Here is a 25,369-nt window from a genome sequence, read left to right as displayed (position 1 = left end):
GGTCTGGATTTTGCGGCGTTGCCCCCGGAGGTCAATTCCGGTCGGATGTATGCGGGAGCGGGAGCGGGACCGCTGATGGCGGCCGCGGCAGCCTGGGACGGACTGGCCGCGGAACTGAGTTCGGCGGCCGCCTCCTACCGCGGCGTGGTCACCGAGCTGACCGACAACCTGTGGCTGGGTGCGTCGTCGGCATCGATGGCCGCCGCGGCGGCACCTTACGTGACGTGGATGAACGCCACCGCGGTCCAGGCAGAACAGGCCGCCTACCAGGTAAGATCGGCGGCAGCGGCCTACGAGGCGGCCTACACCGCCACCGTCCCACCCCCGCTCATCGCCGCCAACAGGGCATCACTGGCCAGCTTGGTGGCCACCAACATCCTCGGACAGAACACCCCCGCCATCGCAGCCACCGAAGCCCAATACGGTGAGATGTGGGCCCAGGACGCCGCGGCGATGTACGGCTACGCCGGCGCCTCCGCCGCCGCCACCACCCTGACCGCATTCACCCCCGCACCACCAAACACCAACCCCGCCGGAGCAGCCGCCCAACACGCCGCAACCAGCCAGACGGCCGCCACCTCGACCACCAACGCCGCCCAAACAGTCCTGGCCAGTGTGCCCGGCGCGCTCAACCAACTCTCCGCCGGAGCACTGCCCGGCGGTGTGAACAACGCGCTCGACACATTCCAGACACTGTTCGGCGACGTTTCCGGATTCTTCGCCTTCGAGTATGGAAACAGCTTTGTGGCGTCCGGTTCGCTGTATCTCATCTTCCCCATGATTGACACCTCATTGAGTCCGTTGGTCTCCACGCTTTCGGCAGCGAAAGTGTCCGCGGTGTCTCCGGCGCTCGAGGGTGGACTGGGCACCCTGGTGGGGTCGTCTGATTCGGCGGCGGGTGCCCTTGGCCCGGCGGGTCTGGGCCGGGCCGGCGTCTCGGCGGGAATGGGCGAATCGACATTGGTCGGCGGGTTGTCGGTACCACCGGCGTGGACCAGCGCGGCGCCGGAAATCCGACTGGCCGCCATGGGATCTCCGATGGGATCGCCGACCACCGGTCTCGGCGCCGCCCCCGCGGCGGCGGCTTCACCGGGCTTTCTCGGCGGGATCCCGCCGATGGCCAGCATCGTCAACGCGCCGAGGGGCAACGACACGTATTCACGGGGCCTGCGAAGCAGGCTGCTGGGCTCGGGGTCCGGAGATGCGGGCGGCTGCGAGCACACGCGGGAGCACTCACCGCAGCCGCAGCGCGGCGCAGTGGACACGGAGACTGCCGCCTTCGTCGATCCGGAAATTCTCTACCAGCTGCATCAAGAGCTCACCGACTTGGCGAAGGAGCGCGACGTACTCAAGCAGACGGCCGCCTTTTTGATCCAGGAAGCACAGAAATAGCAACTCCTGCCGCATAGCTCCGGCCAAGAGCGGAGAGGCGCGGCGACCTGCCCGATGTTGCGGGCTAGCAACGAGTTTCGGAAGGTACATGATGCGGCGGAAAGCGTACGAGTCCCGGACGGTTGTCCGCGCGCCGCGTGAAGGTACCGCGTCAACCGTGACGAGCCGGCGAACTCGCTCCCACCGCACGTCCGGCGCGAGCGTGACCATGGAGGTGATCCGATGATCGGTCTGGATTTTGCGGCGTTGCCCCCGGAGGTCAACTCCGGTCGGATGTATGCGGGAGCGGGAGCGGGACCACTGATGGCGGCCGCGGCAGCCTGGGACGGACTGGCCGCGGAACTGAGTTCGGCGGCCGCCTCCTACCGCGGCGTGGTCACCGAGCTGACCGACAACCTGTGGCTGGGTACGTCGTCGGAATCGATGACCGCCGCGGCGGCACCTTACGTGACGTGGATGAACGCCACGGCCACCCGGGCAACTCAAACCGCCCTCCAGGTCAGATCCGCGGCAGCGGCCTACGAGGCGGCCTACACCGCCACCGTCCCACCCCCGCTCATCGCCGCCAACAGGGCATCACTGGCCAGCTTGGTGGCCACCAACATCCTCGGACAAAACACCCCCGCCATCGCAGCCACCGAAGCCCAATACGGTGAGATGTGGGCCCAGGACGCCGCGGCGATGTACGGCTACGCCGGCGCCTCCGCCGCCGCCACCACCCTGACCGCATTCACCCCCGCACCACCAAACACCAACCCCGCCGGAGCAGCCGCCCAACACGCCGCAACCAGCCAGACGGCCGCCACCTCGACCACCAACGCCGCCCAAACAGTCCTGGCCAGTGTGCCCGGCGCGCTCAACCAACTCTCCGCCGGAGCACTGCCCGGCGGTGTGAACAACGCGCTCGACACATTCCAGACACTGTTCGACGATGTTTCGGGGTTCTTCGCACTGGCCCCCGGTGCCTTGTTTTCAGCCACCGGAACCTTGTTCACCGTCTTCCCGGAAGTGGCGACTGCCGAGGGGTCTTTGGTGGCTTCGCTTTCCGCGGCGAAAGCGGCTGCGGTGCCTCCGGGACTCGACGCCGGACTGGGCACCCTGGTGGGGTCGTCTGATTCGGCGGCGGGTGCCGTGGGCCCGGCGGGTCTGGGCCGGGCCGGCGTCTCGGCGGGAATGGGCGAATCGACATTGGTCGGCGGGTTGTCGGTACCACCGGCGTGGGGTACCGCCGCGCCGGCGGTCCGGCTGGCCGCCATGGGATTTCCGATGGGATCGCCGACCACCGCTCTCGACGCCGCGGCGGCACCGCCGGGAACGTTCTGCGGCATGCCTGCGCCCGGCGGTCCGATCGGCAGCGTGGTCAACACGCCGCGAAGGGCCGAGGCCCTCCCGCAGCGCATGCGTAGCAAGGCACTCCCGTCGTGGACCACCGAACCAGGCGCTCACGGATACACGCGGAGCCGCGCGCCACAGCAGGCGCCGCCACGCACCGCTCAGAAAACCGTCAGCGCGTTGAACGGGCGCGACCACGGCGAAGTCGAACAGCTTCGCAGCCAACTCGCCGCCGTCACGAAAAAGCGGGACCTGCTCAGGCGCGCGGCGGTGTTGATGATCAAGCAATCACAAAAGCAGAGATAACAAAGTTGCGTGGTCGCCCATCGAGCGGCATGACTGCGCTGGAGACGTTCGAAATAACTTGCGGCAGAACATGTGTGCCTACCGGTTCGGTTGCCTCACCCGCCGGTGTCGTGAGCCGCCGATGCACCGACAACGCAGGACGGCCCGACCCGGGACCGTGGGTGCACTCCGCCCCGGCCGGCGGACGTATGCACTGCGGGCGGATCAGCGGCTCACGACACCAGCAGGCAGGTCCGGTTTCAACGCAACCCCAACGACGACTCGCGCCGCATTGTGCCCGAGTCTCCTAGCCGTCGGAAGGTCCTCCCCCACCTCCTCTACCACGATGGGGTCGGTCGCCGGCCGCTTGACGTGGTGCACGCAGACCAGCCCGCCGGTGCCGACGGCCACGCCGACCTCCAGGCGCGAACGGCCGGCAGCGGAGTACGCGAGCGCAACGGCGCCCACCGCGACAACAGACGCCTCCGCCGCGGTATCGCACAACGAGCATGGCACGCCTTCCTCTTCGATCCCGGCCAGCACCTCACGCACGATCACCTGAGCGCCCCGGCTCACCACGACGATGGTGGGCACCTCAGTCGGCGCCTTGTCACCCACGATCGGTCACACCTCCGCCGTCCGCGGCCAGCCCTCGATGCCACGTTCCGCGCACCCGGCCACCAAGCCGGTGGCCACCGCGTTGCGCGGACCCTCGGTCCCACGGACATTACCCGTGCCACAGACGATTCCGTATGGCGCGAGCGCGTCGGTGATGATCGCCGGTATCTCGAAGTCGAGCGCGCTGCCGCCGAGCAACACGACGAACCCGATTCGCCGCAGGTCTGCGCCGGGGGCGATCGCCGCCAGCGCCCGCAGCGCGTTGACCTCGAACACCCGCCGCTTCGCCGAGCGACGAACTTCCCGCACCCGGTCCAGGCCAAGCGACGTGGGGATGGGCGCCAGGCCGGCCTCGCCGAGCGTCACCACCCGCGCGAACGTGTCCGCCGGCAGTGCCTGGTCGAAGAACCGGGTGGTGCCGTTCTCCAGCCGTACATGGTAAAAGCTCTCGACCTTCGCAAGCGGGCAACGCTTGATCTCCTCTGCGATCTCGCGGCTGCCCAGAGCCAGCTCGGTGTCGATCAACTTGGTGACCAGGTCACCTGCGCCGGCCATGTGCACGGTGCGAATCGCCCCTTCGCCGCCGATGAACGCCGCATCCGTAGATCCCCCGCCCAGGTCCAGCACCGCCAGCGGCGTGTCGGTTCCGGGCGTGGTCAACGCGCCGCGGATCGCCACCTCCGCCTCCACCCCGCCGACGATCGCGCGCAGCCGCCCCGCGCCAAGGGCAACCAGGTCGCGCTCTATGGCGCCGGCCACCTGACGCATGCCGCTCTCGGTGGTCCGCACCATCGCGGCCAGACCCACCGCGTTCTCGAGCGCCACCTCGCCGGCCAGCCCACCCCGAACCTCCTGGGGGATAACGGTGTCCACCGCGAGCAGGTCGCGGATGTGGATGTCGCCGACGGGTTGTCCGGAAAGCTCCGCCATCCTTTGTCGTACGGTTGAGATCATTCCGCCGACGCAGGTGCCCACCTCACCGATGACATCGTCGAGCGGACACACCCGCCCAACCTCCGCCATGATCGCTTCTGCCCCCTCCGCTACGGCGACGCGCCCACGCCGGGTGGGGCCGAACAACTCGAGCGACCCTGCCGGAATGCTCCTTTCGCGCACACCCCCTTCCGGGGTGCGCACGACCACCGCCGAGCGGCTCCCGGCCAGCGCCCGGGCCACGGGCGACACCATGCGTGTCTGCTCCCCGTCCAAGCCGAAAATCGTTGCCAGGCCGTACACATTTGAAAGGGTACGGATGCTGCGGCCCGGGTCGGCCACCTCCACCGCCGCGACCATGCCGATCGGTACCGCGTCGATCCGCGAGACTTCGTCGACGACGGGAACCGGGTGCGCGAGCCGGTTGACTATCAGTACGGCGTCGTCGTTGCCGACGATGGCCGCGCGCACGTCCGCCCCGCGTCTCTGAGCGTCCCGGATCGTCGCGGCCGCGTCCTCGAAGTCCCATCCCGAGGGCACCACCACAACCGTGGGTTGTCCGCTTCCCACCCCATCCAGAGCTTCGATCCGGGTGGTCACGCCGACACCGAGTCCCGCACCGGCGGGGGTGCACGGGTCGTGTCCGATCATCGTCGACTCGGTGATGATCGTCTCGGTGATCGTCTCCATGGCCAGGCCGCCGATCACCGGCGTCGCCTCGTTGACCAGCACCGCCATGACGTCTCCCAGGGCCACCCGCGCGGTGCGCAGCGCGTCGTGTACCGCCACCACGACCCCCTCGGCGTTGGCGACCGTCCCCTTCACACCGGTCGTCCACGTCAGGGCGGCGCCGAGGAACTCGACGCCGCCATCCCGGTCGATGCGAGCGACGCAGGCCTCCGTGGTGGAGTTACCGATGTCGACTCCCACCACGAGACCGTGCACCCGCCCCATCGTCAGCCGGTCCTCACGCACCCGGCGGCGCAATGATATGGACGGCGACCTCAACCGGCTTGACCCGCGGCAGCACCTGTTCGGTTTCCTTGATGTGGAGCAGTGCGGCCTTCGCCTGAAACCGTGGGCGCGCCATCGGGTCGTTCATCGAAGGCACGGGCGGCGGCGACTCGCCTTTGGCGTACTGGGCGGCGTTACTGCCAACATGCCGGTAGGTCTCCAAGGTCATCAGGGGTGACTGCGGGAACAATTCCAGGCTCGACAGCCTGGGCAGGTCCCGCTGGTGAATCATCGTGGTGCCGCGCGAAAGGATGCCGATCCCGATCCCCGACCCACTCAGCCGAGCGGCGGTGTGCGCCACCGTCGCCAAATCCGAGCTGTGCAGCACGCGGATGATCCGCACCGGTGCACCCTGCTCTTCGATCCCGGCCAACACCTGCCGGATCACGTCGGCATGCGGCAGGTCGACGATAGTCCGCGTAAAGACGTCGGCGAACGCCGGCGAAACCGCGAGCACCACCTCGTCGGGCATCGTCCCCGGACCGGCGACGCCCACCGTCTCGAGCGCGAACCGCCGCTCGGAGACACCGGCGCTGCGGGTCATGGCATCCTCCGTACCCGTGCTCTCAGGCAAGTTCCTGCTCCGGATCGGATGCGCTGGTGACGTGCCGCAGCCGTTTCATCTGCTCCCACCTGGCACCGGAAGGTCGGTAACCGGTGCCCGGGCCGGCATAGTCGTTGCAGTCGTTGATCGCCGAAAGAGGGTTGAGATCGGCGTCCAGGATCGCCGACGTCTGCAGCAGGTCTCCCGAAACACGCTGGCGCAGCACCGTCAAAAGGTTGTCGGCGACCTTGTGGAAGCCCTTGGACTCGAGCGCCTTGACGAGGTCGAGGCCGGTGATGTTGCGCTCCATCACCTGCCTGGCGCCCTTGAGGTCCTCGAGAACGTCGCGCGGGACCAAATCGTTGCTGCCGTTGGCGTACACCGCAGCGGCGATCTCCGCGTCGGTGATCGGCGGGAGATTCAGGTAGTCGAAGACTGCCTGCAGCGCCCGCGCCGCGCACGTCCGGACCTCGATGATTTCGTCCTCGCCAACGTGCCGCAGACCGCCGTCGATCTGCATGTCACGCTGGATCGTGTTGAAATCGTCGTAGTCGTCGGATTCCATGTTGGAGCCGGCGAACATGTTGTCGTAGTTGGGCGTAGCCGAATAGCCGGAACAGACGAAGTCGGTTCCCGGCATGAGTTGCGGCAGCAGCCGCGCGGTCCGCCGCATCGGTGAATGCGAGAAGGACTGGTCGTTGCCGGAGGCGCACTCGAGGTCCAGCAGGGAGGCGATGAGATTCTCCGCCGCGACGGCTCGGATACCGGCGGGCACCGCCCCCACCACCCCGATGCACGAGATCGACCCGTTCTGCAGTCCCTGCACCCCGGCGCCTTTGGCCACCATGATGCAGCGGATCTCCAGATACAACATGGACTTGCCATCCGCGTCACCCATCTGCACCTCGGATCCGGTTCCAGAGGTGAAGCGCATCTTGATGCCCCGGGAGGCATAGGCGGAGGCCAGGAAAGCCTTGGACCACGGGGTGTCACCGCCCTCGACGAACACCTTTTCCGTCCCGTAGACGGAGATGGTCTCCGCATAGGAAGTGATGCCCCGCATACCCAGATCCAGCTCGGTGGCCTCTTCCAGTGCGCACTGCGTCAGCGCGCCGGCGCCGACCTGGCTGCCGATTTGCAGCGCAATCGCCACCAGAGGCGCGTAGCGCACGACACCCAGCGTGGTCTCCAATTCCGAGAAGCCCCGCAGCACGGCCTCTGCCGCCTCGCACGCAACCTGCAGCGGGTTGTCGCGCCCGCTGGTGCAGTGGGCCTGGTTCGCCGGGGTACGACGGGCCCGCATCTTCTGCATTCCCATCATGATCTCGACGATGTTCAGCGTCTTTGCCACCTCGAGGTGCTTGGCCGGTGTCAGTCCCTTTGTCACCTGCAGTATCTCGGATCGGGAAACATTCGGGTCGATGATCATCCGGCCGATCTCCTGCGCCGTCAGCCGCATGGACGACTCCGCGGTGGCCACGTCGACGGCGTTGTCGGCGATGAACTGATCGATGAAATCGAAGTCGGCGCGCTGCTTGCCGTCCATCTCGACGATCACGCCGTCCGCTATCCGCACGCTGGGCTGCGGATCGAAGGCGCTGTCCATCGCCACCATCCCGACCTCGGGCCACTCCTCGACGAACCCGTCGCGGTTGACCGGGCGCGCTTCGAGCACCTCGGTGCGCAGCGACCGGCGGGCGCCCCCCGTCTGCGTCGCGTTCCGGGAGCCAGCCGGCGCGGTCACGCCCATCTCCCGGCTCACTCCGGCACCGCCAGCAGATCGCGGTCCTCGTAGACCTCCGCTGCTTCCCGCACCAAAGAGCTCAACAGCGTTGCGGCATAAGTAAACTCCAGTTCGTCGGCTATTCCCAGCAACTCTTGCTTGGTGGCGGCCCGGGGCCGCAGGGCGTTATAGATCTCCAGCACGCGGGCGTCGGAGATCGCCGTCATCTCCGCGGCCCGACGCAGGTTCGCACCGAGTTGCGGGCGCGCCACCCGCTCCGCGATCTGGGCCTGCAACCGGAGCGTCTCCGGCGCGATCCGCAGATCTTCCGGCGTGATCGCGCCCCCCATGACATTGGCCATGGTGAGCTCCGCGATGTTCTTTCCGGTAGAGGTGTACAGCAGCTCCGAACGGTTGACGCCCAATGGGTAGTCGTGGGCGGGGTCGAGTGTCGGGTGGGTCATCGGCTGCTCCCGTCTTCGTACGGATGGTCATCAGCGGCTGAAGGTCATGCACACGGTCGCGGCGCGACGCCCGCCGCCGGCTGTAGCACCGGGCGCAGCTGCTCCAGCACCCGGGGGTCTTCGATCGTGGCGGGCACCGGCTCGTCCCTGCCGTCGGCGATGGCCCGCAACAATTTGCGAAGGATCTTGCCGGAGCGGGTCTTTGGCAGCCCGTCGACAACGGACACCTGGTGAAAGGAGGTGACCGCACCGATCTCACAGCGCACCGCGGTGACCAGCTCCCCGCGCAGTATCTCCGCGTCGGTGACCTCCGCCCCGGATTTGAGCACCACCAGGCCACGTGGCACTTGTCCTTTGAGCGCGTCGTACACCCCGATGACGACGCATTCGGCAACCGACGGGTGCGCGGCCAGCACCGCTTCCAGTGCGCCGGTGGAGAAGCGGTGGCCGGCAACATTGATGACATCGTCGGTGCGGCCCATGACGTACAGGTAACCATCGGCGTCCAGATAGCCACTGTCGCCGGTCAGGTAGTAACCGGGATGTTGGGCGAGATAGGAGGAGCGGTACTGCTCGTCGTTGCGCCACTGCGTGGTCAGCGTTCCCGGCGGTAGGGGCAGCTTGACACAGACCGCGCCGTGCGCGCCGGTGGGCACCTCGTTGCCTTGCTCGTCGAGGACCCGCACGTCGTAACCGGGCATCGGGACCGTCGGCGAGCCGGGCTTGATCGGCAGCGGCTCCATCCCGCGGGGGTTGGCCGCGATGGGCCAGCCGGTCTCGGTTTGCCACCAGTTGTCCACCACCGGGACGCCCAGTCCGTCGCCGGCCCAGTGAAACGTCTGCGGATCCAGTCGTTCCCCCGCGGTGAAAATTGTTCGCAGACTTGACAGGTCGTACTTGGCGACCTCAGCCAGCTGCGGATCGTCCTTCTTGACGGCCCGCAGCGCGGTGGGAGCGGTGAACAGCGCCTTCACCTTGTGCTCTGCGATCAGTCGCCAGAACGCGCCGGCGTCGGGGGTTCCGACCGGCTTGCCCTCGTAGAGCACCGTGGTGGCACCCACCAGCAGCGGCGCATACACGATGTAGGAGTGGCCGACCACCCAACCGACGTCGGATGCGGTCCACCACACGTCACCGGGCCCGATGTCGTAGATGTTGGCCATCGACCAGGCCAGGGCAACCGCATGGCCTCCGTTGTCGCGGACCACGCCCTTCACCCGGCCGGTGGTGCCGGAGGTATACAGGACATACAGCTCGTCGGTGGCCGCCAGGTCGATGCAACCCACCGGCCCGGTTCGTGCCATCGCCTGGTCCCAGTCCACGTCCCGCGCGGCCATTTTGGCCTCGGCCTGGGGCCGTTGCAGCACCACCACCCGCTCCGGGCGCGCGCCCGTTGCGGTCGCTGCGACGGCCTCGTCCACGGCCGGCTTGTACTCCACGACCCGGGACGGCTCGATGCCGCAGGACGCGCACACCAATACCCTGGGCCTCGCGTCGGCGATGCGGGCGGCGAGTTCCTTCGGCGCGAACCCGCCGAACACCACGGAGTGGATGGCCCCGATCCGCGCGCAGGCCAACATCGCCACCACCGCCTCCGGCACCATCGGCATGTAGATCACCACCCGGTCGCCCCTGCCGACGCCGAGATCCACCAGTACCCCCGCGAACTTCGCCACCTCATCGGTGAGCTCGGCATAGGAGTAGCGCCGCTTCGTGCCGGTGACCGGCGAGTCGTAGATCAATGCGGGGCGGTCGCCGTGACCCGCCGCGACATGCCGGTCCAGCGCGTTGTAGCAGGTGTTGAGCGTCCCGTCACCGAACCACCGGTAGAACGGTGCCCCGGAAGCATCCAGCGCGCGGCGCGGCGGGCGCGCCCAGTCGATCGCCCGCGCCGCCTCCAGCCAGAATCCCTCCGGGTCGGCCAGGCTTCGCGCGTAGTTGTCGGCGTAGGCACCCACCGGGTCCACCTTTCAGTGCATTGCAGTGCTTTTCAATGGGCTGCGATCGTGGCGTGGCGTGGCGGCCGTGCCGCGGGACCGCGCCCACCTCGGCCGTCCGGGTCATCTCACTGCCGCGCTCCTAGCATGAAGTCCCTCCCGATCGCGTCGGCGGTGAGGATGGCGTCGACGACGTTCTCGGGCCCGACCTCGAAGGGCTCGTTGTGGATGGTTTCGCCGGGCGCTGTCGCGCGTCCGGCGATCGGCGCAAGGCGTTCGCGCGAGACATCGCCCAGCCCGATCGCCTCGAGGGTGATGGGTAGATTGACCGATCGGGAGAACGTCAACACCTCGGCGACGGTTTCGCGCGGGGCTCCTTCGAGCACCAGTTGGACGAGCGTGCCGAAGGCGACCTTTTCGCCGTGGTAGTAGTCGTGCGTCTCGGGGGCGACGGTCAGGCCGTTGTGGACGGCGTGGGCCGCCGCCAATCCGGCCGACTCGAAGCCGAGGCCGGACAGGAGCGTGTTGGCCTCGACGAGTCGTTCGAGGGCCGGCGTGACCGAATTGCCGGCGACGGCGGCCAGCGCCTCGGTGCCGTCGGCCAGCAGTGTGCGATAACACAACTCGGCAAGACCGAGGGCAGAACGTGTCGAGGCGCCGCCGCGCATGTTGCGGACCGAACCGGCGGCGCACGTTCGGGCCTCGAACCAGGTCGCCAGTGCATCGCCCATTCCGGCCGAGAGCAGCCGCGCCGGCGCCTGCGCGACGACCGCGGTGTCAACCAGCACCAAGTCGGGGTTCTGCGGATAGATTCGGTATTCCTCGAACACCCCCTCGTCCGAATAGACCACGGAAAGGGCGCTGCAGGGGGCATCGCTCGAGGCGATCGTCGGGCAGTTCACGATGGGCAGGCACAGATCGGATGCCGCGGCGCGCGCCGTATCGAGTACCTTGCCGCCACCGGCGCCGATGATCGTTCGGGCCGACAGATCACGCGCCCGCTCTTTCACCTGTCCGATTTCCGCGCTTGAACATTCACCGGTGAAGTGGTGGACGCCGTAGGCGATGTTCGCGGCGGCCAGGCTGGATTTCCAGGTGGTGCCCAACAAGCCGGCGATTCTCCGGCTCGCCACGATCAGCGCGGGCCCCTCCAGCCCGATCGCAGTCATTTCGGCACCCAGCGCGGCGGTGGCGTCCTTACCCTGGGTATAGCGCGCGGGGGAGCAGAAAACCGAAAGCATGGTCAGCCTGCCTTCCTGGTGGACGGTTGGGCGGCCCGGGTTCCGGGACGGAGAACTCGGTGGATGGCGCGGCTCATGGGACGAGTATCGCCCTGCCACGCACTTGCCCGGCGTCGAGATCGTCGAGAGCACGCTGGAATTCGTCGAGGGAATACTTGCTGGTGTGCAGCGCGACCTTGCCCTGGGCCGCCAGGACCATCAGCTCCTGAAGATCGTTGTAGGAACCGACGAGGTTGCCGATGAAGTTGATTTCGCTGGAGATGATGTCGATGGTCGGAACGTCGATGTTCCCGCCGTAGCCGACCACGAAGTAGTTTCCGGCCCGCCGCAACATGGCCACGCCCTCTTTGGTCGCCACACCCTCGCCGACGAAATCGAGGACGGCCTCCGCGCCCCGCTGACCGGTGAGGTCGAGCACCTGTTGCACGTGACTGCCGTCGGCGACGATCCCCTGGTCGGCTCCCAGGTCCACGGCGAGCCGCACCGCCTCGGGACTGCGGTCGAGCACCACTACCGTCACACCCGAAATCGCTTTCAGCACTTGGATCCCGATGTGGCCGAGTCCGCCGGCGCCGATCACGACACAGACATCGCCCGGACGGGTCAACCGTGCCACCTTGGCGGCGGCGTGGTATGCGGTCAGGCCCGCATCCGCGAGCGCGGCGACGTCGGCGGGTTCCAGGCTGTCATCGAGCTTCACCAGGCTGCGCGCGCTGGTCCTCAAGTATTCGGCGTAGCCGCCGCTGCTGTCGATACCCGGAAACCGACTGCTTTCGCAGTGCACGTCATCGCCGAACCGGCAAGCGCGGCACAGCCCACAGGTGATCAGCGGATGGACGATCACCTTGTCGCCCGGGGCGACATTGGTGACCGCTGCGCCGATGGCGTGCACCCAGCCGGCGTTCTCGTGGCCGATCGTATACGGCAACACGACCCCGCTGATCTCCGCCCACTGCCCTTCCAGGATGTGCAGATCGGTGCGGCACACCCCGGCGGCACCGATTCGAACGATCACGTCGAACGGGCCTTCGATTTCGGGCTCGGGCACCTCCACCAGCTCCGGCTTGGCGTGGTATCCGACCACCTGGACGGCTTTCATCACGAGCTCCTCGTCGTAGTGTTTCGGGCCGCGGCGTGTCGCCGCCGCTGCTGCCCGGGGCCAAAAGGGCTCGCAAACCCCGAGGTTCGCATCGGCGACGTGCCCCGCGCGGTCACTAGTAGATGTTGGACGGTCGAACGATGCCCTCGGCCAGATCGCCGAACCCGGGCGCGATGATGGCACCCGGGTTGACGACCACCTGTTCGACGATGGCCGTCTCGGTGGTGATGAGCAGCGCGGCGATGGAGGCGGCGCACTCCAGCGCGGCGCGGGTGACTTTGAGTGGATCGATGATTCCCGCACCGAACATGTCACCGTAATCCCCTGTCAGTGCGTCGAATCCATGCCCGAGCGGCAGATCTTCGACCATCTTGACAACCTGGTCGCCCTCGAAGCCGGCATTGTGTGCGATCCAGCGCAGTGGCTCGGCGAGCGTCCGGCGCACCACCTGTGCTCCGATTGCCTCGTCGTCGCCCGGCAGCCCCGACTCGCTCAGCACGCGATGTGCCTGAGCCAATGCGGTGCCGCCGCCGGCAACCACGCCCGCTTCCATCGCGGCACGGCTGGCCGCCAGCGCGTCTTCGACCCGGAGCATGCGTTCCTTGACTTCGACGCTGGTGGCACCCCCGACCCGGATCACCGCGACGCGCCCGGTCAACCGGGCGATGCGCAGATCGAGACTGTCCCGATCGGGGTCCAGCCGGGCCCGGTCACGCTGCACTTCGAGCTGGGCGACACGCGCGTCGACGAGCCGCTGCTCGCCGCGGGGACCGACGATGGTGGTGGAATCTTCGGTCACCGTGATCCGCTCACAGGAGCCGAGATGATCAACTGTCAATTCCGTGAATTCGATGCCGGTGTCCTTGGCGACCACGTGACCGCCCAGGGCGACGGCGAGGTCTTCGAGCTCCGCGATGCGCCGGTGGCCGAACCCGGGTGCGCGCACCACCACCGACCGCATTGTGTTGTGCATGTTGCCGCCCACCAACAGCTGCAGTGCCGGCCCGTCCACGTCCTCGGCGAGCACCACGAGCGGACGATCGGCGCGTTTGGCGATCTCCACGCTGCGCATGACATCCTGGACCGCGGTGAGCTTTTTGTTGGTCAACAAGATCAGCGGGTCGTCCAGCACGGCTTCCATGCGCTCGGGATCGGTGACCATGTAGGCCGAGATGTAGCCGTGGTCGAACTCGATACCGTCGACGACCTCAATGCCCAGCCCGAGCGTGTCGCTCTCCTCGGTGGTGATGACGCCGAACTCGCCGACGTGTTCGACCGCGCGGGCGATCACCTCGCCAATCGCTTCGTCGTCACCGGCGGCCAACGTCGCGACGCGCAGCAGAGCGCTCCGGTTGCTCACCGGCACCGCACACTCGGTCACCGCGTCGATCACGGCCGACACCGCGCGTTCGATACCACGGCGCACCCGCATCGGGTTGGCGCCGGCGTCCATGGCGCGCAACCCTTCCCGCACCATGGCCTGGGCCAGGACCGTCGCCGTCGTAGTGCCGTCGCCGACCAGCCCATTGGTCTTCATGGCGACTTCCTTGACCAGCTGGGCACCCATGTTCGCGAACGGGTCGGCCAACTGGACCTCGCGCGCAATCGTCACACCGTCGTTGGTGATCGTCGGGGGCCCGGTAAGCTTCTCCAGGACCGCGTTGCGACCCTTGGGGCCCAGCGTCACTCGTACCGCGTCAGCCAGCGCGTTCACACCGTGCTCCAGCCGTGTGCGCGCATCGGTGCTGAAGCGTAGCTCCTTTGCCATATTCTTCCCTTCTTCCCTATGTTCCTGTCCGGCATCGAGGTCGTCGAAGGCACAACGGAATTCCGCGAACCGCTGGTTGCCGACCCGGACCGCAACCGAACCGGGGTGCCTCAGGGGTCATCGTTGCCGGCTCCCCGTCCTGGTATCGGTGACCCGGACTCTGGATCCGGCGTAGTCGTCTCGACCGGCGAGCGAGTCGCGGCAGAAGCGGGCGCTGCCTTCCATGGAGATCCGGACGGACCTGGCGAGTCGCAGCGATGCCGACAACTGTTCGAGCGGCAACGGTTTGCCCTCGCCATCGACCGCGACCCGGGCGTTCGAGCACATGCTGAGACCCAACGCCAAGCGGCGTCGAAGCAGTGCGTGCTTGGCTTGGTCGTCGGGAAGATTCCGCAGGGTCAACCGGGGAACATCCCCGATGTCGAGTGCCTCGCGTTGCATGAGCGCCGAGACGCATCGCTCCATTGCGGCGCTGTGCGCCTCGCGCAGATACCTGCGGCGCAGCTCCTCGAGCCGGTGTTCGGCGCCCGCTGCGAAGCTGTCCGCATCATCGGCCGCCCCGGCCAGCCCGGCGTTGATCTCGGCGCCGTCGTAGTGCTCGTCGAGCAGCACCCGCACCTGCCCGATACCCTCGACTTCCCGCAGCGCGTCGCGCGCGTCGGAAGCCATCAGGTAGGCGACATCGGGTAAGCAGAACGCCGTCGGCAGCCGCAGGTGCACGGTGACGCCGTCATCGTCCACGGCCACCGACCGCACGAACCCCAGATCGGTGATGGACTCGTCCAGCTCCGGGTCGGTGACGGCGGACAGCGCCTCCAGGATCTCTACCTCGAGGAGCCGCACGGTGCCGCTCATCGCCGCACCGACTCCCGTTGGGCTGTCGGGGAACCGTCGACGACGAAGTGAGAATCACCTTCCTGGACCATTGTCATATCGCCGTCAGGTCGAAGCCGATGTACTCGGCGGCATCCTCCGGGTTGGCGAAGAGCAGCGTCCGATCGTCGAGGTGCACCATGCGCCCGTAGTGGGTGGAGCTGATTTCCTCGAAGACCGAGCCGTCGAATTCCTGACCGAGGGCCTCGGTCAGCTCGGCGTAGTCGAAGTCGAGCAGGTTCTCGCCGTCGACCCGGATCATCGACGGGTACTCCACCAGCGCCACCCCGTCCTTGCTTCCCATGACGTCGGCAACGACGCGTCCCACCTGGGTGTTCATCAGCGTCACACCGCATTTGTTGGAACGCTCGACGGCGGATCCGAACTGCATGGCCCCATCTTTGGACTGGGTGGTCACTTCTTAAGCTCCTTAGGGATTTCGAACTCGATCGATTCGAGAAGGGATGTGAGTTTCCCTTCGGCCGCATCAAGACTCGATGCGAAAGTGACGCTCTTGTCCGCCGGCTGTGACCACAGCGGTTGCAGTGCGTGAGCGGCGTCGAGGCAACGCGGCATCCAGGTCGCCAACCAGGTGCCGAAAAGTGCCTTGTTGGACTCACCGAACTTCTCATCGCGGGTGAGCAGTCGCAGCAGCTCCCGGGTGTATGCCAGGTCGCGGTCGTAATCGTGTTCGCCGGTCCCCACAATCGTCGGGGTGATGTAGTCGCCGTTGCGCGCGGCGATCTGCATCACCAACTCGCTGCGGAACAGACAACCCACCAGCTGCTCGAAGACGACGTTCGTCGCGAACAACAGCTCGCACCAATCTTCCACGGCTGTCAGCCTTTCCACGACCTCGCGGGTAGGTTGCCACTCCGGGGCGGACTGCCAGACCTCTTTGTGCACCTGGTCGTCGAAGCCCTCGACCTCCTCGGAGAGATCGAGGTTGAACAGCGCCAGGTCCTGGGCGAAGCGCAGCTTGTGTGCCGCAGTCACCGAAACCGCGTTGTTGATCATGTTGGTCGGGGCCGAACGCTGGATGGCGGTGAAGACGTGCAGCCCAAGACCGTTCTCGACGTGCATCCACGCGCCGAGGTTGTGCGCCAGGAAATTCACCCATGCGGAATTGAAACCTTCGTATGCCCGCGCGCGTTTGGCGTTCCCCATGCTCAGGCTGGTCTGGCGCACCACCGCGGAGTTGTTGCGGTAGATCGTCTGTTCCCATTCCTCGTTGGGGTCACGAAAAGCGTGCCAATTCGATGACTTGGCGGCCGTCCAGTCATGCGGATAGCCGCCGGGACCACTGCCGAATCCGTAGACCCAGCCTTGCGTCAGATAACGTTCCGGGTCGGGCTGGACGTCGACGGTGACGCCCTCGTACACCGTCGCCCGCAGCTTTGCCGGCTTGAAATAGTTGAACTTGCGACTCTTGGAGCTCGGGAAGTCCAGCGCGCCCGCCTCCGCGTCGGTGAGTTCGATCTTGGGGAAACTGCGCGGTTTCGCATCTGTCGTCATCGGTGGTTCCTTTCGGTTCTGTCTCGCCGGTCAGGCGGTGGCTATTCGAAGAGCGGGCTGGTGAATTTGTCGTAGAAGGTCTGGTCCTTGGGGACGGACCGGGTTTCGAGCAGTGCCAGCGCCGCATCGACCATGGGTGGGGGTCCGCAGAGATAGACCTCGGTCTTGGCCAGGTCGTCCTCGTTGCGGGCGACCACATCGGTCACGTTGCCTTCTTCGACGGCGATCATGTCGGGTATCGCTCCCTCCGTCGACTCCGACAGACACGCGGTGAACACGAAATCCGCGAGTTCCTTGCCGATTTCGGTGATCTCCGTCAGATAGAAGAGGTCCGCGGGGGTGCGCGCCCCGTAGTAGAAATGGACCGGGCGCCGGCTGGCCGTCTCGCGCATGTGCCGCAGGATCGACAGTATCGGCGCCATCCCGGCGCCCCCGGCGACGCAGACCACGGGTAGTACATGCCCCTCTTTGAGGGTGGAGGTGCCGTACGGCCCGCTCAGGGTCAGTTCGTCGCCGACCCGGATTCCGTCGTCGAGCAGGCCGGAGAATTTCCCGCCCGGGTATTTCTTGATCAGGAACTCGATCCGACCGGGTTGCGCCTGGGTGCTCGCCATCGAAAACGAGCGATGCTCGTCGCTGTGCGGGATGCCGATGTCGGCGTACTGGCCCGGTCTGAACTCGAAGGCGGGCGGCTCCACAGCTTCCAGGTGCAAGGAGACGATGTCGCGTGTCATCGCCTCCAGCGCCGCCACCCGGGCGCGGACATGCTGGATGGGCACGCCGTTGAGCAACTCGTCGGCATCGAAGTTCAACAGTTCGATGGTGCAGTCACTGAACGCGTGCGACCTGCACAGCAGGACGTAACCCTCTTCGACTTCCGCGTCGTTGCAGGCAAAAGTCGAATAGTTTGCCATCTGGACGTCACCGTCGAGCAAATACGATTTACACGCCGAGCACCGGCCTTCCCGGCACCCGTGCATCAGATGGATGCCTTGGCGGAACGCCGCATCGAGGATGTTCTCGTCCTCGGCCACCTCCATTTGGAGGTCAACGGGTTCGAAGTTGACGCGATGGATATCGGTCACGAATTCACCTACGCAGTCGATATGAACGGGGGCACCCGGCCGGCCGCAGGCCCGGGTCTGAGGAAACCGCAGCCGACCGGGTACCGATGGATGTCGAATCAGTGGTGACCGACGCCGGCGCGATAATCCGCCATGTGCGCCTCGCGCTCCTCATCACTCATCTCGTTGAGTAACACGTTGGGGCTGTTGAAGGTGTTACCCCGGATGTCATCGAGCGTCCACATCTTCGACGGATCGTCGAGGTGCAGGTGCGGCTGGGGGATCAGCGTCTTGCCGTCGTCGCGCACATATCCCAGATTGCTGACGATGTCGGCGAGATCGCCGCCGTGATGCAGGGTCTCCCATTCGCGGAACCCGGTGAGCCGGCCCATGTTCGGCGTCGGCCGGCCCTGGTATTCAGCGCGGAAGGCAACCGCGTCGGTCCAATGGCAGGTTTCCGAGCAGTAGGTGCGCCACTGGCCGTCGACCTTGTCGGTCACCGTGTCCTCGCGGATCAGGCACGGCACCATGCACGTCCAGCAGCGATGCGGATAGACGTAGTCGACGTCCCCGAAGGCGATGGGCTTGTTGCGGCCGGGGTAGGCCAGCCGGTTGTAGTTTTCCCACCACCGGCCGAACTTCGAGTACCAACCCGGGTACTTCTCCTCGAACCACTCGAAGTCCGAATCGGTCATCGGGTCTATGCGCCAGTAGTTGACCGGCCAGCCCGTGGCGAAGAACCTCGCGACCTCGTGCACGTAGCTCTTGTCGACGATGCGCCTCCATGCCTCTTCGACCAGGTCGTGCGGGATGGTCAGACCGTACTTCTCGAGCGGAAGCAGATAGCTGCGGTAATAGTCGTCGTAGATCCAACGCCGCCACATCTCCGCGTAGCTTTCGCGGTCCTTGCGACGGTCCTTGGTGCCGTACTCGATGAAAGTGCCGATGGCCGCGTCGACCACGCAGTGGTTGTTCCACCACGCATAGCGCAGGTCACGCTCCAGTAACGGCCGGTTGCGCTCGTCGGCCAACGCCATCAGCAGGATCGAGTAACCGTTGGAGATATGCCGCGACTCGTCGGACTGCACCGAATGGAACACGGTCGGCAGCAGATAATCGCCGTTGGCCGCGGCCTCGTCGGGCATGGCGACGAAAAGGGTGTTGGTGAAAGCCGTTTCGGCGACCACGGTGAGGTAGATGTTAGCCGCGGTAATGGCGTCACCGGTGATGAAACCCTCACCGAACTGCCGCCCGATCGTGGATGCGTAGCAGTTTCCGAACGCTTTTTCGGTGATGTCGAATCCGGCCGGGTCGATGTAATTGTTCATATAGAGCTTTTTGAGGTTCATCTGGATCGTCGAGTGGCGAACCTCGTCGATCATCTGCACGGCCAGCCCGTTGTGAATCTCCGCATTCGGCACCGCGCCGATGGCCATCGGCATTGCGCGCGCCGCCGAGATCTCCGGGAACGGAATGATGGCCAAGAACAGCTTCTGCCATTCGATCCAGCGCTGCTGAACCTGACGGAACATGTTGCCCCGGATGGCCCCATCCATGGCGCCGAAGACGCGGTTGTCCTTTTCCTCTTCCATCGGGAAATACGACCGCATGATCTGCTTCAGCGGGTCTTTCTTCGGAGCCTTCTCAAAGGTGTAATCGGTGCCGAACCGCGTGGCCGGGGTGGCGAATGTGGGTTCCCAGGACAGTTCGGTGATTTTTGCGTGAGTTTTTGTCAGGCTTTGCCTGCTCATAGTGCGCCTTCCTGTATTCATGCCAGGGCGTTTCCGGCAGGGAACGATGTGTAAGAAATGCAAGCATGTGGCCCCGCGGGCGGGCGTCTCAGTCTGAGACGCGGGTCACAGTCAGGGCGCAGCGTGCCGTAGTATCAAATCGAGACGTCCGTCACAGCGGGACGGTCTAAGCTGCGGGTTCAGCCAGTCAGGACCGAGGTTTTATCCACTATGTCGAAAGCAGGATCTGCCGCAGAGTTGCAGCGGGCCAGGGAGCAGTTCCTCACCACCGGCGAGCTGAGCGCGCACGTTGTCTCACCGAAGGTGGCCAGTTCATGGCGGCGGTCACGCACGCTGCGTGTCCATCCCGACCGCGTGTACCTGGATTACGTCCGTGATCCGGATACCGACACCATCCTCCTGCGCGCGGCGACCCCGGTGCTCAAGGCGCTGGCCGACGACTTGGCGCCGCAAGACATCAGCGTCATCCTGACATCCCCGGACGGACTGGTGGTCGAACGGGTCGCCGCCAACACCAGGCTGGTACATGCGCTCGACGACGTACAGCTGGCGCCCGGTTACTCCTACGCCGAGGAGTTCACGGGCACCAATGGCATCGGCACCGCGCTGACCAGCGGTGCCCCCACTTTCATCCGGGGCAGCGAGCACTACATCGGCGCACTGAGCCGCCTCGCGTGCGCGGGCTCGCCCGTCCACGATCCGATCACCGGCAGGGTCCTCGGGGTCGTGGATCTCACCTGCTGGGCCAGCCACTCCGACCCGCTTCTGTTCGCGCTCGCGAAGCGCGCCAGCCACCAGATCGAGGACCGGATCAGCACGCTCGCCGGCGAAAGCGAGACCGCGCTGCTGGAGGCCTACCGCCGGCAAAGCCGCCGCTATCCCGGCGGTGTGCTGGCCATCGGCGGCGATATTGTGCTCATGAATTCGTTTCTGCGGCAAGCGCTTAACGCTGGCGACCAGACGGCGTTGCTGGATCACGCGACCGACCTGGCCCAGGCAGCCGGTACGGCAACCGCGGTCGCCGTGCTCCCCGGCAACAACACTGTCAGAATCTCGGTCGCCGAGTACGTCGGGTCGCGCGGCCGCGATCGCAACGCCGTGTTTCATGTGCAGATGCAGCCGGCGGCCAAAGCCACCACGGTCCACCACAGAGCAGTTCAGTCGATACCGCGCCTGGCCGGCCGCAGCAGTTCCTGGCGGCGCAGCTGCCAGCAGGTCGAACGCTGCTACCGCGACCGCGACTGGGTCGTCATCGAAAGCGAGAGCGGATCCGGACGCGCTACCCTGGCACAGGCCGTGGCCCAGCACATCACCCCCGAACGCGCCATCCGTGTGCTTCGGCTCGCGGACTTCAAGAATTCCGACGACTTCATCGCTGAGCTGGAGGCCGAGGCCACCATCGGCGACGATTTCGCGGTCGTGGTCGCCAATCTCGACGAATTTCCGGAAGAGACACTCGAGGGCCTGGGCGTCGTCCTGCAGAGCCGCGCCGGCCACGGCTGGATCGCCGCGACGATCAGCACGGGAACGCGCCCCGCACTGGTGGACATGTTGGTCCTGCCGTTCTTTCCCCACACAGTCACCATGCCGGCATTGCGTCACCGCATCGAAGATCTCGAGGAGCTCGTGCCGCAGCTGTTGCGGGAGTTGACGCGCGGCGCCAATGTGAGTCTGGCCCCCGAGGCCATGCGCCAGCTGGCCAAGCTGCCGTGGCCGGGAAACATCGCGCAGCTACGCAAAGTGTTGGCCGCGACGCTGGAGGTGCAGAGATCTGGGATCATCGGCGTCGACAAGTTGCCCGCCGAGTGCCGGTCGTTGGCCCGTCGCAAGCTGACCCGGCTCGAGTCACTCGAACGCGACGCCATCGTGCGCAGCCTGTTGGACAACGACGGCAGCAAAGTTGATGCCGCCGAGGCGCTCGGGATGTCGCGCGCCACCATCTACCGCAAGATCAAGGAATTCGGAATCGCGTGATCCCGAAGGCTCCACCCGCCCCGCGGGTCAGGGCTTGGCCAGCAGGTGCCGCGTCCGGTCCGCCATCACCGGAACACCGTTGCGGCCGTTGATGTCCTGGGCGTAGAGGCCGACCGCGTAGGCCACGCCTCCCCCGTTGATGCCCAGCGCGGTGCGGTCGATGTGGTCGAGGGTGTCGGTCTTCTCGTGATAGTTGGGGTCGAAGGGCTGGTCGGGGGTTCCCCCCCACAGCTTGGCCTGCTCCTCGGATTTCTTGTTCTCGGCGCCGGAGAACAATCCGCCGGCCGGGATACCGGCCAGGGTGAACCCGTCGTAGTCGGAGCGCCCGTCGAACGCGGTGTCCTGGGCTGTCTTGCCGGCGTCGTCCAGGTAGGCGGCCAGTGTGCGCTCGATGCCGGCCGAGCCCTCGGGCACCACCGGCTGGCCGCGGGAGTCGAGCGGCAGCGACTGGTCCCCGTCGTAGGTGAAGTAGCCGGGGTTGGGCGATGCCAGCATGTCGAAATTCAGGTACAGCGCAATGGCTTTGAGCCCCTTGACGTCCAGGGACTCGACGTAGTTGCGCGAGCCGATGAGCCCGAGTTCCTCGGCACCCCAGAATCCGAACCGCACCGCGTTGTGCACCTGCGGTGAATTCCCGAGCTGCACCGCGGTTTCCAGAACGGCGGCCACCCCGGATCCGTTGTCGTTGATCCCGGGCCCGGCGGCCACGCTGTCCAGATGCGCGCCCGCCATCACGACGTCGGTGGGCGAGCCCGTCTTGGTCTGGGCGATCACGTTGCGGGCCTTGAAGTTCTGGCTGGAGGCAACCAGCTTGATCGTGGTCGGGCCCGGATGAGAGCGTAGTTGCAGGCCGGTGGACTTGGTGACGCTCACCACCGGGATCTTGACGTCGGTGCTGGCCCCGAGCGTGCCGCCCATCTGCTGTTCGTCGACGTTGTCGGCGACGATCATCGCCACGGCGCCGCCCTGGGCGGCGGCGTCCTCCTTCTGCGCAAAGGGGCACGTGCCGCGGTCCACCAGCACCACCGCGCCGCGCGCCGGCACCCGGTCGTAGTCGGCGGCCTTGCAGCCCGGCGCATCTCCGGTGGCGGGGACGACCACCAGCGGACCGCTCACCCCGTCCGCCGGGGTGCCCAGGCTGAACTCCAGCGCGTGCGCCTCCACGGTCGTGCCGCCGACCGTCACCACCGGCTTCTCGGCGTGGAAGACGCGCGCCGAGAACTCGGGCGTCTGGACGTCGAAACCGCTGTTGCGCAACGTCTGCACGACGTAGTCGACGCTGGCCTCGTACCCGGGCGTACCGACGGCCCGGGTGCCGTTGTTGGCGTTGGCGATGTCCTGCAGTTTCGACAGGCGCGCCATCATCGCGTCGGTGGTGACCTTGCGATGCAAGGTGGTCGCGAACTTCACCGCGTCGGCGTTGCCGGTCGCCTGCTGGTATTTGGTGGAGCAGTGGGAGCAGCCGGTCAACAGCGCGGCCAGGGCAACGACTGCCAGTACCACCGCGGGCGGCTTTGATTTGTTCACCATCGCGCCCCAGGTTAGACCCGGATCAGACGTGCAGTGCGCTGAACGGTGCGAACGGTATGTTGCGCACCACCAGCCAAACGGTCACCAGGACCAGTGTCGCCGCCGCCGACCACCGACGGTGTTGCCAGCTCCGTATCCGTCTGCCCGCCACCCGGCCGTAGGCCCACGCCAGGTACGCCCACGCCAACAACACCACCGCCAGCAGGGCCAACGCGTTGAACCGGGTGGCGCCCAGCAGATCGCCGTGCAGCAGGCAGTACAGCATGCGCAGGCTGCCGCAGCCGGGGCAGTCGATTCCCAGCAGCGCCTTGGTGGGGCAGACCGGCAGCGGGCCGTGGGGCGTCGTCGGGTCGCCCACCCAGACCGCACCGCACACCAGCACCGCTGCCGCCGCCACCGCCAGCGGTGCCCCCAGGCCCGACGCGACCGGCCCCTGGCGGGTCACCATGAGCGCGAGCCCCGCTTCAGAACATCGCGGCAAGCATCGCCGTGCTGGTGTCGGAGGCGTTGAAGGCGCCCGCCAGAGCCAGGATCACGTTGATCGCGATGACGACCAGGCCGATGATGACCGACCACATCACCCACTTCCTGGCGCTGTCGGCGGACGCCTGCGCCTCGGCGTAACGCCCTTGGACCCAGAGCCCGCTGACCTGACTGGATTTGACGATCGCCACGATCCCGAACGGAAGGCGGCAGAAAATCGTCGCCAGAATCGACCACACCAGATAGTTGTTCGGCGCCTGCCCGGCCGGCGGCTGCGGCGGGTAACCGGGCGGGGGTGGCGGGGGCTGTGCGGTCATTGAATTCTCCAGTCAGGAGTTTGCTGACCTAAAGCGGTGCTCACCCTACCCGAGAGACGCCACCACAGCACTACATCAGCGGAAACTCGGACGGAATCGCGCTTCGCCCAATCGCTGGCGCGCTTTTGCGGGCCGCGGAATTTCCACTTTGCCGCGTTATTCCCCGGCCGGCGTATGGCATAGTCGGCGGGTAGCCCTACTGATCCCAGTTCAGGAGTTTCAGTTTTGTCCCATTCCAGCAATGCGCTGCGGGTCGCGTCGCTCACGGTGCTCGCGGGCAGCCTGGCCTTCACGGGCGCCGCACCTGCCGCCGCCGATCCCAACACGGGGAACCAGTCGGACATCGACACGCTGTCCAACGCGCTGTCGAAGGGATACGACCTGAAAGTCTGCGCCCCCCAACCGATCGCCCCGGGCCAGCTGGCCTCGCTGCAGTGCGGGCAGAGCCCCGATCCCGACGGGCCCGCCGAGGCGAAGTACATCCTGTTCAGCAACGGCAACGATCTGGGCAACATGTTCAGCACCAGCATCAAAGAGGAAACCCTGGCCAACTGCGGGAACGAGAAGTCCCCGACGAAATGGCACCAGGGCAGCTCCGCCACCAGCAACGCCGGGCAGGTGGCGTGCGGGACCTTCCAGAACGCCGCCGAGGTCATCTGGACGGTGGACGCCAAGAACGTGTTGAGCTACATCCGGGCGTCCAACAACGACGTCCCCGCGCTCTACGAGTGGTGGCGGAACAACGGCTGACTACGCTTGGGGCGCAACGAGTTCCGCGACCGCGCGCATCCCGGCGGCATTGGGGTGCAGCGGCGCCGGACGGCCCGGTAGCGGTAGCCCGGGTCTGGTCGTCCAGGGGTCGGCCGACCACGCGTGATGCGCCCGGCTGGCCGCGGCGGCGCCGACGAGTTCGCAGCCGGTAGCCGCCGCCGCGTCGGCCGTGAGTCGTTCGAGGGCGGCGGCCACATGGCGGCCCAGGCCGGCGTCCGCCGCCGTGAGCGGCGGCGCCGCGACGTCCGCGGGCGGCAGGATCGTCAAATAGTCGACGAAGCAGACCCGTGCGTCCGCGGCGCGCCGCCGCACGGCGGCACCGACCGCGCACAGCGCGTCGAAAACCTGCCCCAGGGCGCGGTCGCGGGCGTCGCGGTCCAGCAACTCCGCGATGCGCCCGCCCAGCACCGGCAGCCGCCGGACCGGGCGCGGCAGCGCGCCGGCCATGAGCAGGGGAACGTAGCCGACGTCGTTGCCGCCGACGGTGATCGTCACCAGCGCTTCCGACCCGTCCAGCGCGTCGATCTGGGGTGGCCGGCCGTGCTGGCGGTCGGCGAGCACGTGCGCGGTGGTCGCGCCGGAGAACGTGACGTCCACCAGCTCGAGGTTGCACCGCTCGGCGACCAGATGCGGGTAGTTGCGCGCCGAGCGGCCCGACCAGCGTGGCGCGTCCGCGGCGCGGGGCCCGATGCCGGGACCGGCGGCCATCGAACTGCCCAGCGCGACATAACGTTCCATCGC

22 protein-coding genes are annotated in these 25,369 nt (G+C 66.8%); 4 read left to right on the top strand and 18 right to left on the bottom strand.

Annotated features, from left to right (window positions below; translation table 11 throughout):
- Nucleotides 1–3 precede the first annotated feature (3 nt).
- Nucleotides 4–1,392: a PPE family protein gene (locus tag ACJ512_RS03470; RefSeq protein ID WP_461480096.1), complete on the top strand. Its 1,389-nt coding sequence runs from the start codon at nt 4–6 to the stop codon at nt 1,390–1,392.
- A gap of 225 nt (nt 1,393–1,617) precedes the next feature.
- The gene (locus ACJ512_RS03465; RefSeq protein WP_461480095.1) at nt 1,618–3,030 is read left to right on the top strand and encodes a PPE family protein; all 1,413 of its coding nucleotides are present in this window, start codon (nt 1,618–1,620) and stop codon (nt 3,028–3,030) included.
- 204 nt (nt 3,031–3,234) lie between these two features.
- Here the strand turns inward: ACJ512_RS03465 and ACJ512_RS03460 are convergent, their stop codons facing one another.
- The 14 genes from ACJ512_RS03460 to ACJ512_RS03395 all read right to left on the bottom strand — a co-directional run bounded on the left by ACJ512_RS03460 (nt 3,235) and on the right by ACJ512_RS03395 (nt 19,553).
- On the bottom strand, nt 3,235–3,627 hold the full coding sequence (locus tag ACJ512_RS03460) for a glycerol dehydratase reactivase beta/small subunit family protein (protein ID WP_407685722.1): 393 nt from the start codon (nt 3,625–3,627) through the stop codon (nt 3,235–3,237).
- 6 nt (nt 3,628–3,633) lie between these two features.
- Nucleotides 3,634–5,535, bottom strand: a complete 1,902-nt coding sequence (locus tag ACJ512_RS03455) for a diol dehydratase reactivase subunit alpha (RefSeq protein WP_407685721.1) — start codon at nt 5,533–5,535, stop codon at nt 3,634–3,636.
- Nucleotides 5,528–6,118, bottom strand: coding sequence for a propanediol/glycerol family dehydratase medium subunit (locus ACJ512_RS03450; RefSeq protein ID WP_407685720.1), 591 nt, complete (start codon nt 6,116–6,118; stop codon nt 5,528–5,530). Before ACJ512_RS03450 ends, ACJ512_RS03455 begins: the two co-directional genes overlap by 8 nt.
- 22 nt (nt 6,119–6,140) lie before the next feature.
- Nucleotides 6,141–7,862: a propanediol/glycerol family dehydratase large subunit gene (locus ACJ512_RS03445; RefSeq protein ID WP_407685719.1), complete on the bottom strand. Its 1,722-nt coding sequence runs from the start codon at nt 7,860–7,862 to the stop codon at nt 6,141–6,143.
- A 14-nt stretch (nt 7,863–7,876) separates the two neighbouring features.
- Nucleotides 7,877–8,305 carry a diol dehydratase small subunit gene (locus tag ACJ512_RS03440; RefSeq protein WP_407685718.1) on the bottom strand — a complete coding sequence of 143 codons (429 nt, stop codon included), beginning with the start codon at nt 8,303–8,305 and terminating at the stop codon, nt 7,877–7,879.
- A gap of 44 nt (nt 8,306–8,349) precedes the next feature.
- Nucleotides 8,350–10,263: a propionyl-CoA synthetase gene (locus tag ACJ512_RS03435; protein WP_407685717.1), complete on the bottom strand. Its 1,914-nt coding sequence runs from the start codon at nt 10,261–10,263 to the stop codon at nt 8,350–8,352.
- Nucleotides 10,264–10,370: 107 nt separating this feature from the next.
- Entirely contained in the window at nt 10,371–11,615 is a 1,245-nt protein-coding gene (locus ACJ512_RS03430; RefSeq protein ID WP_407685716.1) for a glycerol dehydrogenase, read from the bottom strand.
- A complete protein-coding gene (locus tag ACJ512_RS03425; protein ID WP_407685715.1) occupies nt 11,557–12,582 on the bottom strand; it encodes an NAD(P)-dependent alcohol dehydrogenase in 1,026 nt (341 codons plus the stop codon). Before ACJ512_RS03425 ends, ACJ512_RS03430 begins: the two co-directional genes overlap by 59 nt.
- Nucleotides 12,583–12,697: 115 nt before the next feature.
- Nucleotides 12,698–14,350 (bottom strand): chaperonin GroEL, encoded by a 1,653-nt coding sequence (gene groL, locus ACJ512_RS03420; protein WP_407685714.1) that lies wholly within the window; start codon nt 14,348–14,350, stop codon nt 12,698–12,700.
- 117 nt (nt 14,351–14,467) lie between these two features.
- Complete coding sequence (locus ACJ512_RS03415; protein WP_407685713.1) at nt 14,468–15,205, bottom strand: metal-sulfur cluster assembly factor; 738 nt, start codon at nt 15,203–15,205, stop codon at nt 14,468–14,470.
- 73 nt (nt 15,206–15,278) lie between these two features.
- Entirely contained in the window at nt 15,279–15,614 is a 336-nt protein-coding gene (mimD, locus tag ACJ512_RS03410) for a propane 2-monooxygenase effector subunit MimD (RefSeq protein ID WP_407685724.1), read from the bottom strand.
- A 23-nt stretch (nt 15,615–15,637) separates the two neighbouring features.
- Nucleotides 15,638–16,738, bottom strand: coding sequence for an aromatic/alkene monooxygenase hydroxylase subunit beta (locus ACJ512_RS03405; protein WP_407685712.1), 1,101 nt, complete (start codon nt 16,736–16,738; stop codon nt 15,638–15,640).
- Between the two features lie 41 nt (nt 16,739–16,779).
- Complete coding sequence (locus ACJ512_RS03400; protein ID WP_407685711.1) at nt 16,780–17,823, bottom strand: 2Fe-2S iron-sulfur cluster-binding protein; 1,044 nt, start codon at nt 17,821–17,823, stop codon at nt 16,780–16,782.
- Nucleotides 17,824–17,921: 98 nt separating this feature from the next.
- Entirely contained in the window at nt 17,922–19,553 is a 1,632-nt protein-coding gene (locus tag ACJ512_RS03395; RefSeq protein ID WP_407685710.1) for a ferritin family protein, read from the bottom strand.
- Between the two features lie 417 nt (nt 19,554–19,970).
- Between ACJ512_RS03395 and ACJ512_RS03390 the strand changes: the two genes are divergently transcribed.
- Nucleotides 19,971–21,527 (top strand): sigma-54-dependent Fis family transcriptional regulator, encoded by a 1,557-nt coding sequence (locus tag ACJ512_RS03390; RefSeq protein WP_461479969.1) that lies wholly within the window; start codon nt 19,971–19,973, stop codon nt 21,525–21,527.
- A gap of 27 nt (nt 21,528–21,554) precedes the next feature.
- Here ACJ512_RS03390 and ACJ512_RS03385 read toward each other — a convergent pair whose 3' ends face one another.
- From ACJ512_RS03385 to ACJ512_RS03375, 3 genes are read right to left on the bottom strand one after another with little or no spacing between them, the layout of a single operon-like run.
- Complete coding sequence (locus ACJ512_RS03385) at nt 21,555–23,057, bottom strand: M28 family metallopeptidase (RefSeq protein WP_407685708.1); 1,503 nt, start codon at nt 23,055–23,057, stop codon at nt 21,555–21,557.
- 22 nt (nt 23,058–23,079) lie between these two features.
- Nucleotides 23,080–23,505 (bottom strand): DUF2752 domain-containing protein, encoded by a 426-nt coding sequence (locus ACJ512_RS03380; RefSeq protein WP_407685707.1) that lies wholly within the window; start codon nt 23,503–23,505, stop codon nt 23,080–23,082.
- A gap of 16 nt (nt 23,506–23,521) precedes the next feature.
- Nucleotides 23,522–23,857, bottom strand: a complete 336-nt coding sequence (locus ACJ512_RS03375; protein WP_407685706.1) for a CD225/dispanin family protein — start codon at nt 23,855–23,857, stop codon at nt 23,522–23,524.
- Nucleotides 23,858–24,082: 225 nt separating this feature from the next.
- On the opposite strand from ACJ512_RS03375, the gene ACJ512_RS03370 reads away from it, so the two are divergent.
- Nucleotides 24,083–24,607 (top strand): serine/threonine protein kinase, encoded by a 525-nt coding sequence (locus tag ACJ512_RS03370; protein WP_407685705.1) that lies wholly within the window; start codon nt 24,083–24,085, stop codon nt 24,605–24,607.
- On the opposite strand, the gene ACJ512_RS03365 is transcribed toward ACJ512_RS03370, so the two are convergent.
- Nucleotides 24,608–25,366 carry an SGNH/GDSL hydrolase family protein gene (locus ACJ512_RS03365; RefSeq protein WP_407685704.1) on the bottom strand — a complete coding sequence of 253 codons (759 nt, stop codon included), beginning with the start codon at nt 25,364–25,366 and terminating at the stop codon, nt 24,608–24,610.
- Between the last annotated feature and the right edge of the window lie 3 nt (nt 25,367–25,369).

The sequence above is a fragment of the Mycobacterium cajalii genome (assembly GCF_045809005.2).
In the GTDB taxonomy this organism is placed as follows: Bacteria; Actinomycetota; Actinomycetes; order Mycobacteriales; family Mycobacteriaceae; genus Mycobacterium.
Note: the sequence above shows the minus strand (reverse complement) of the source record. Positions and strands in the feature narration are given on the sequence as shown.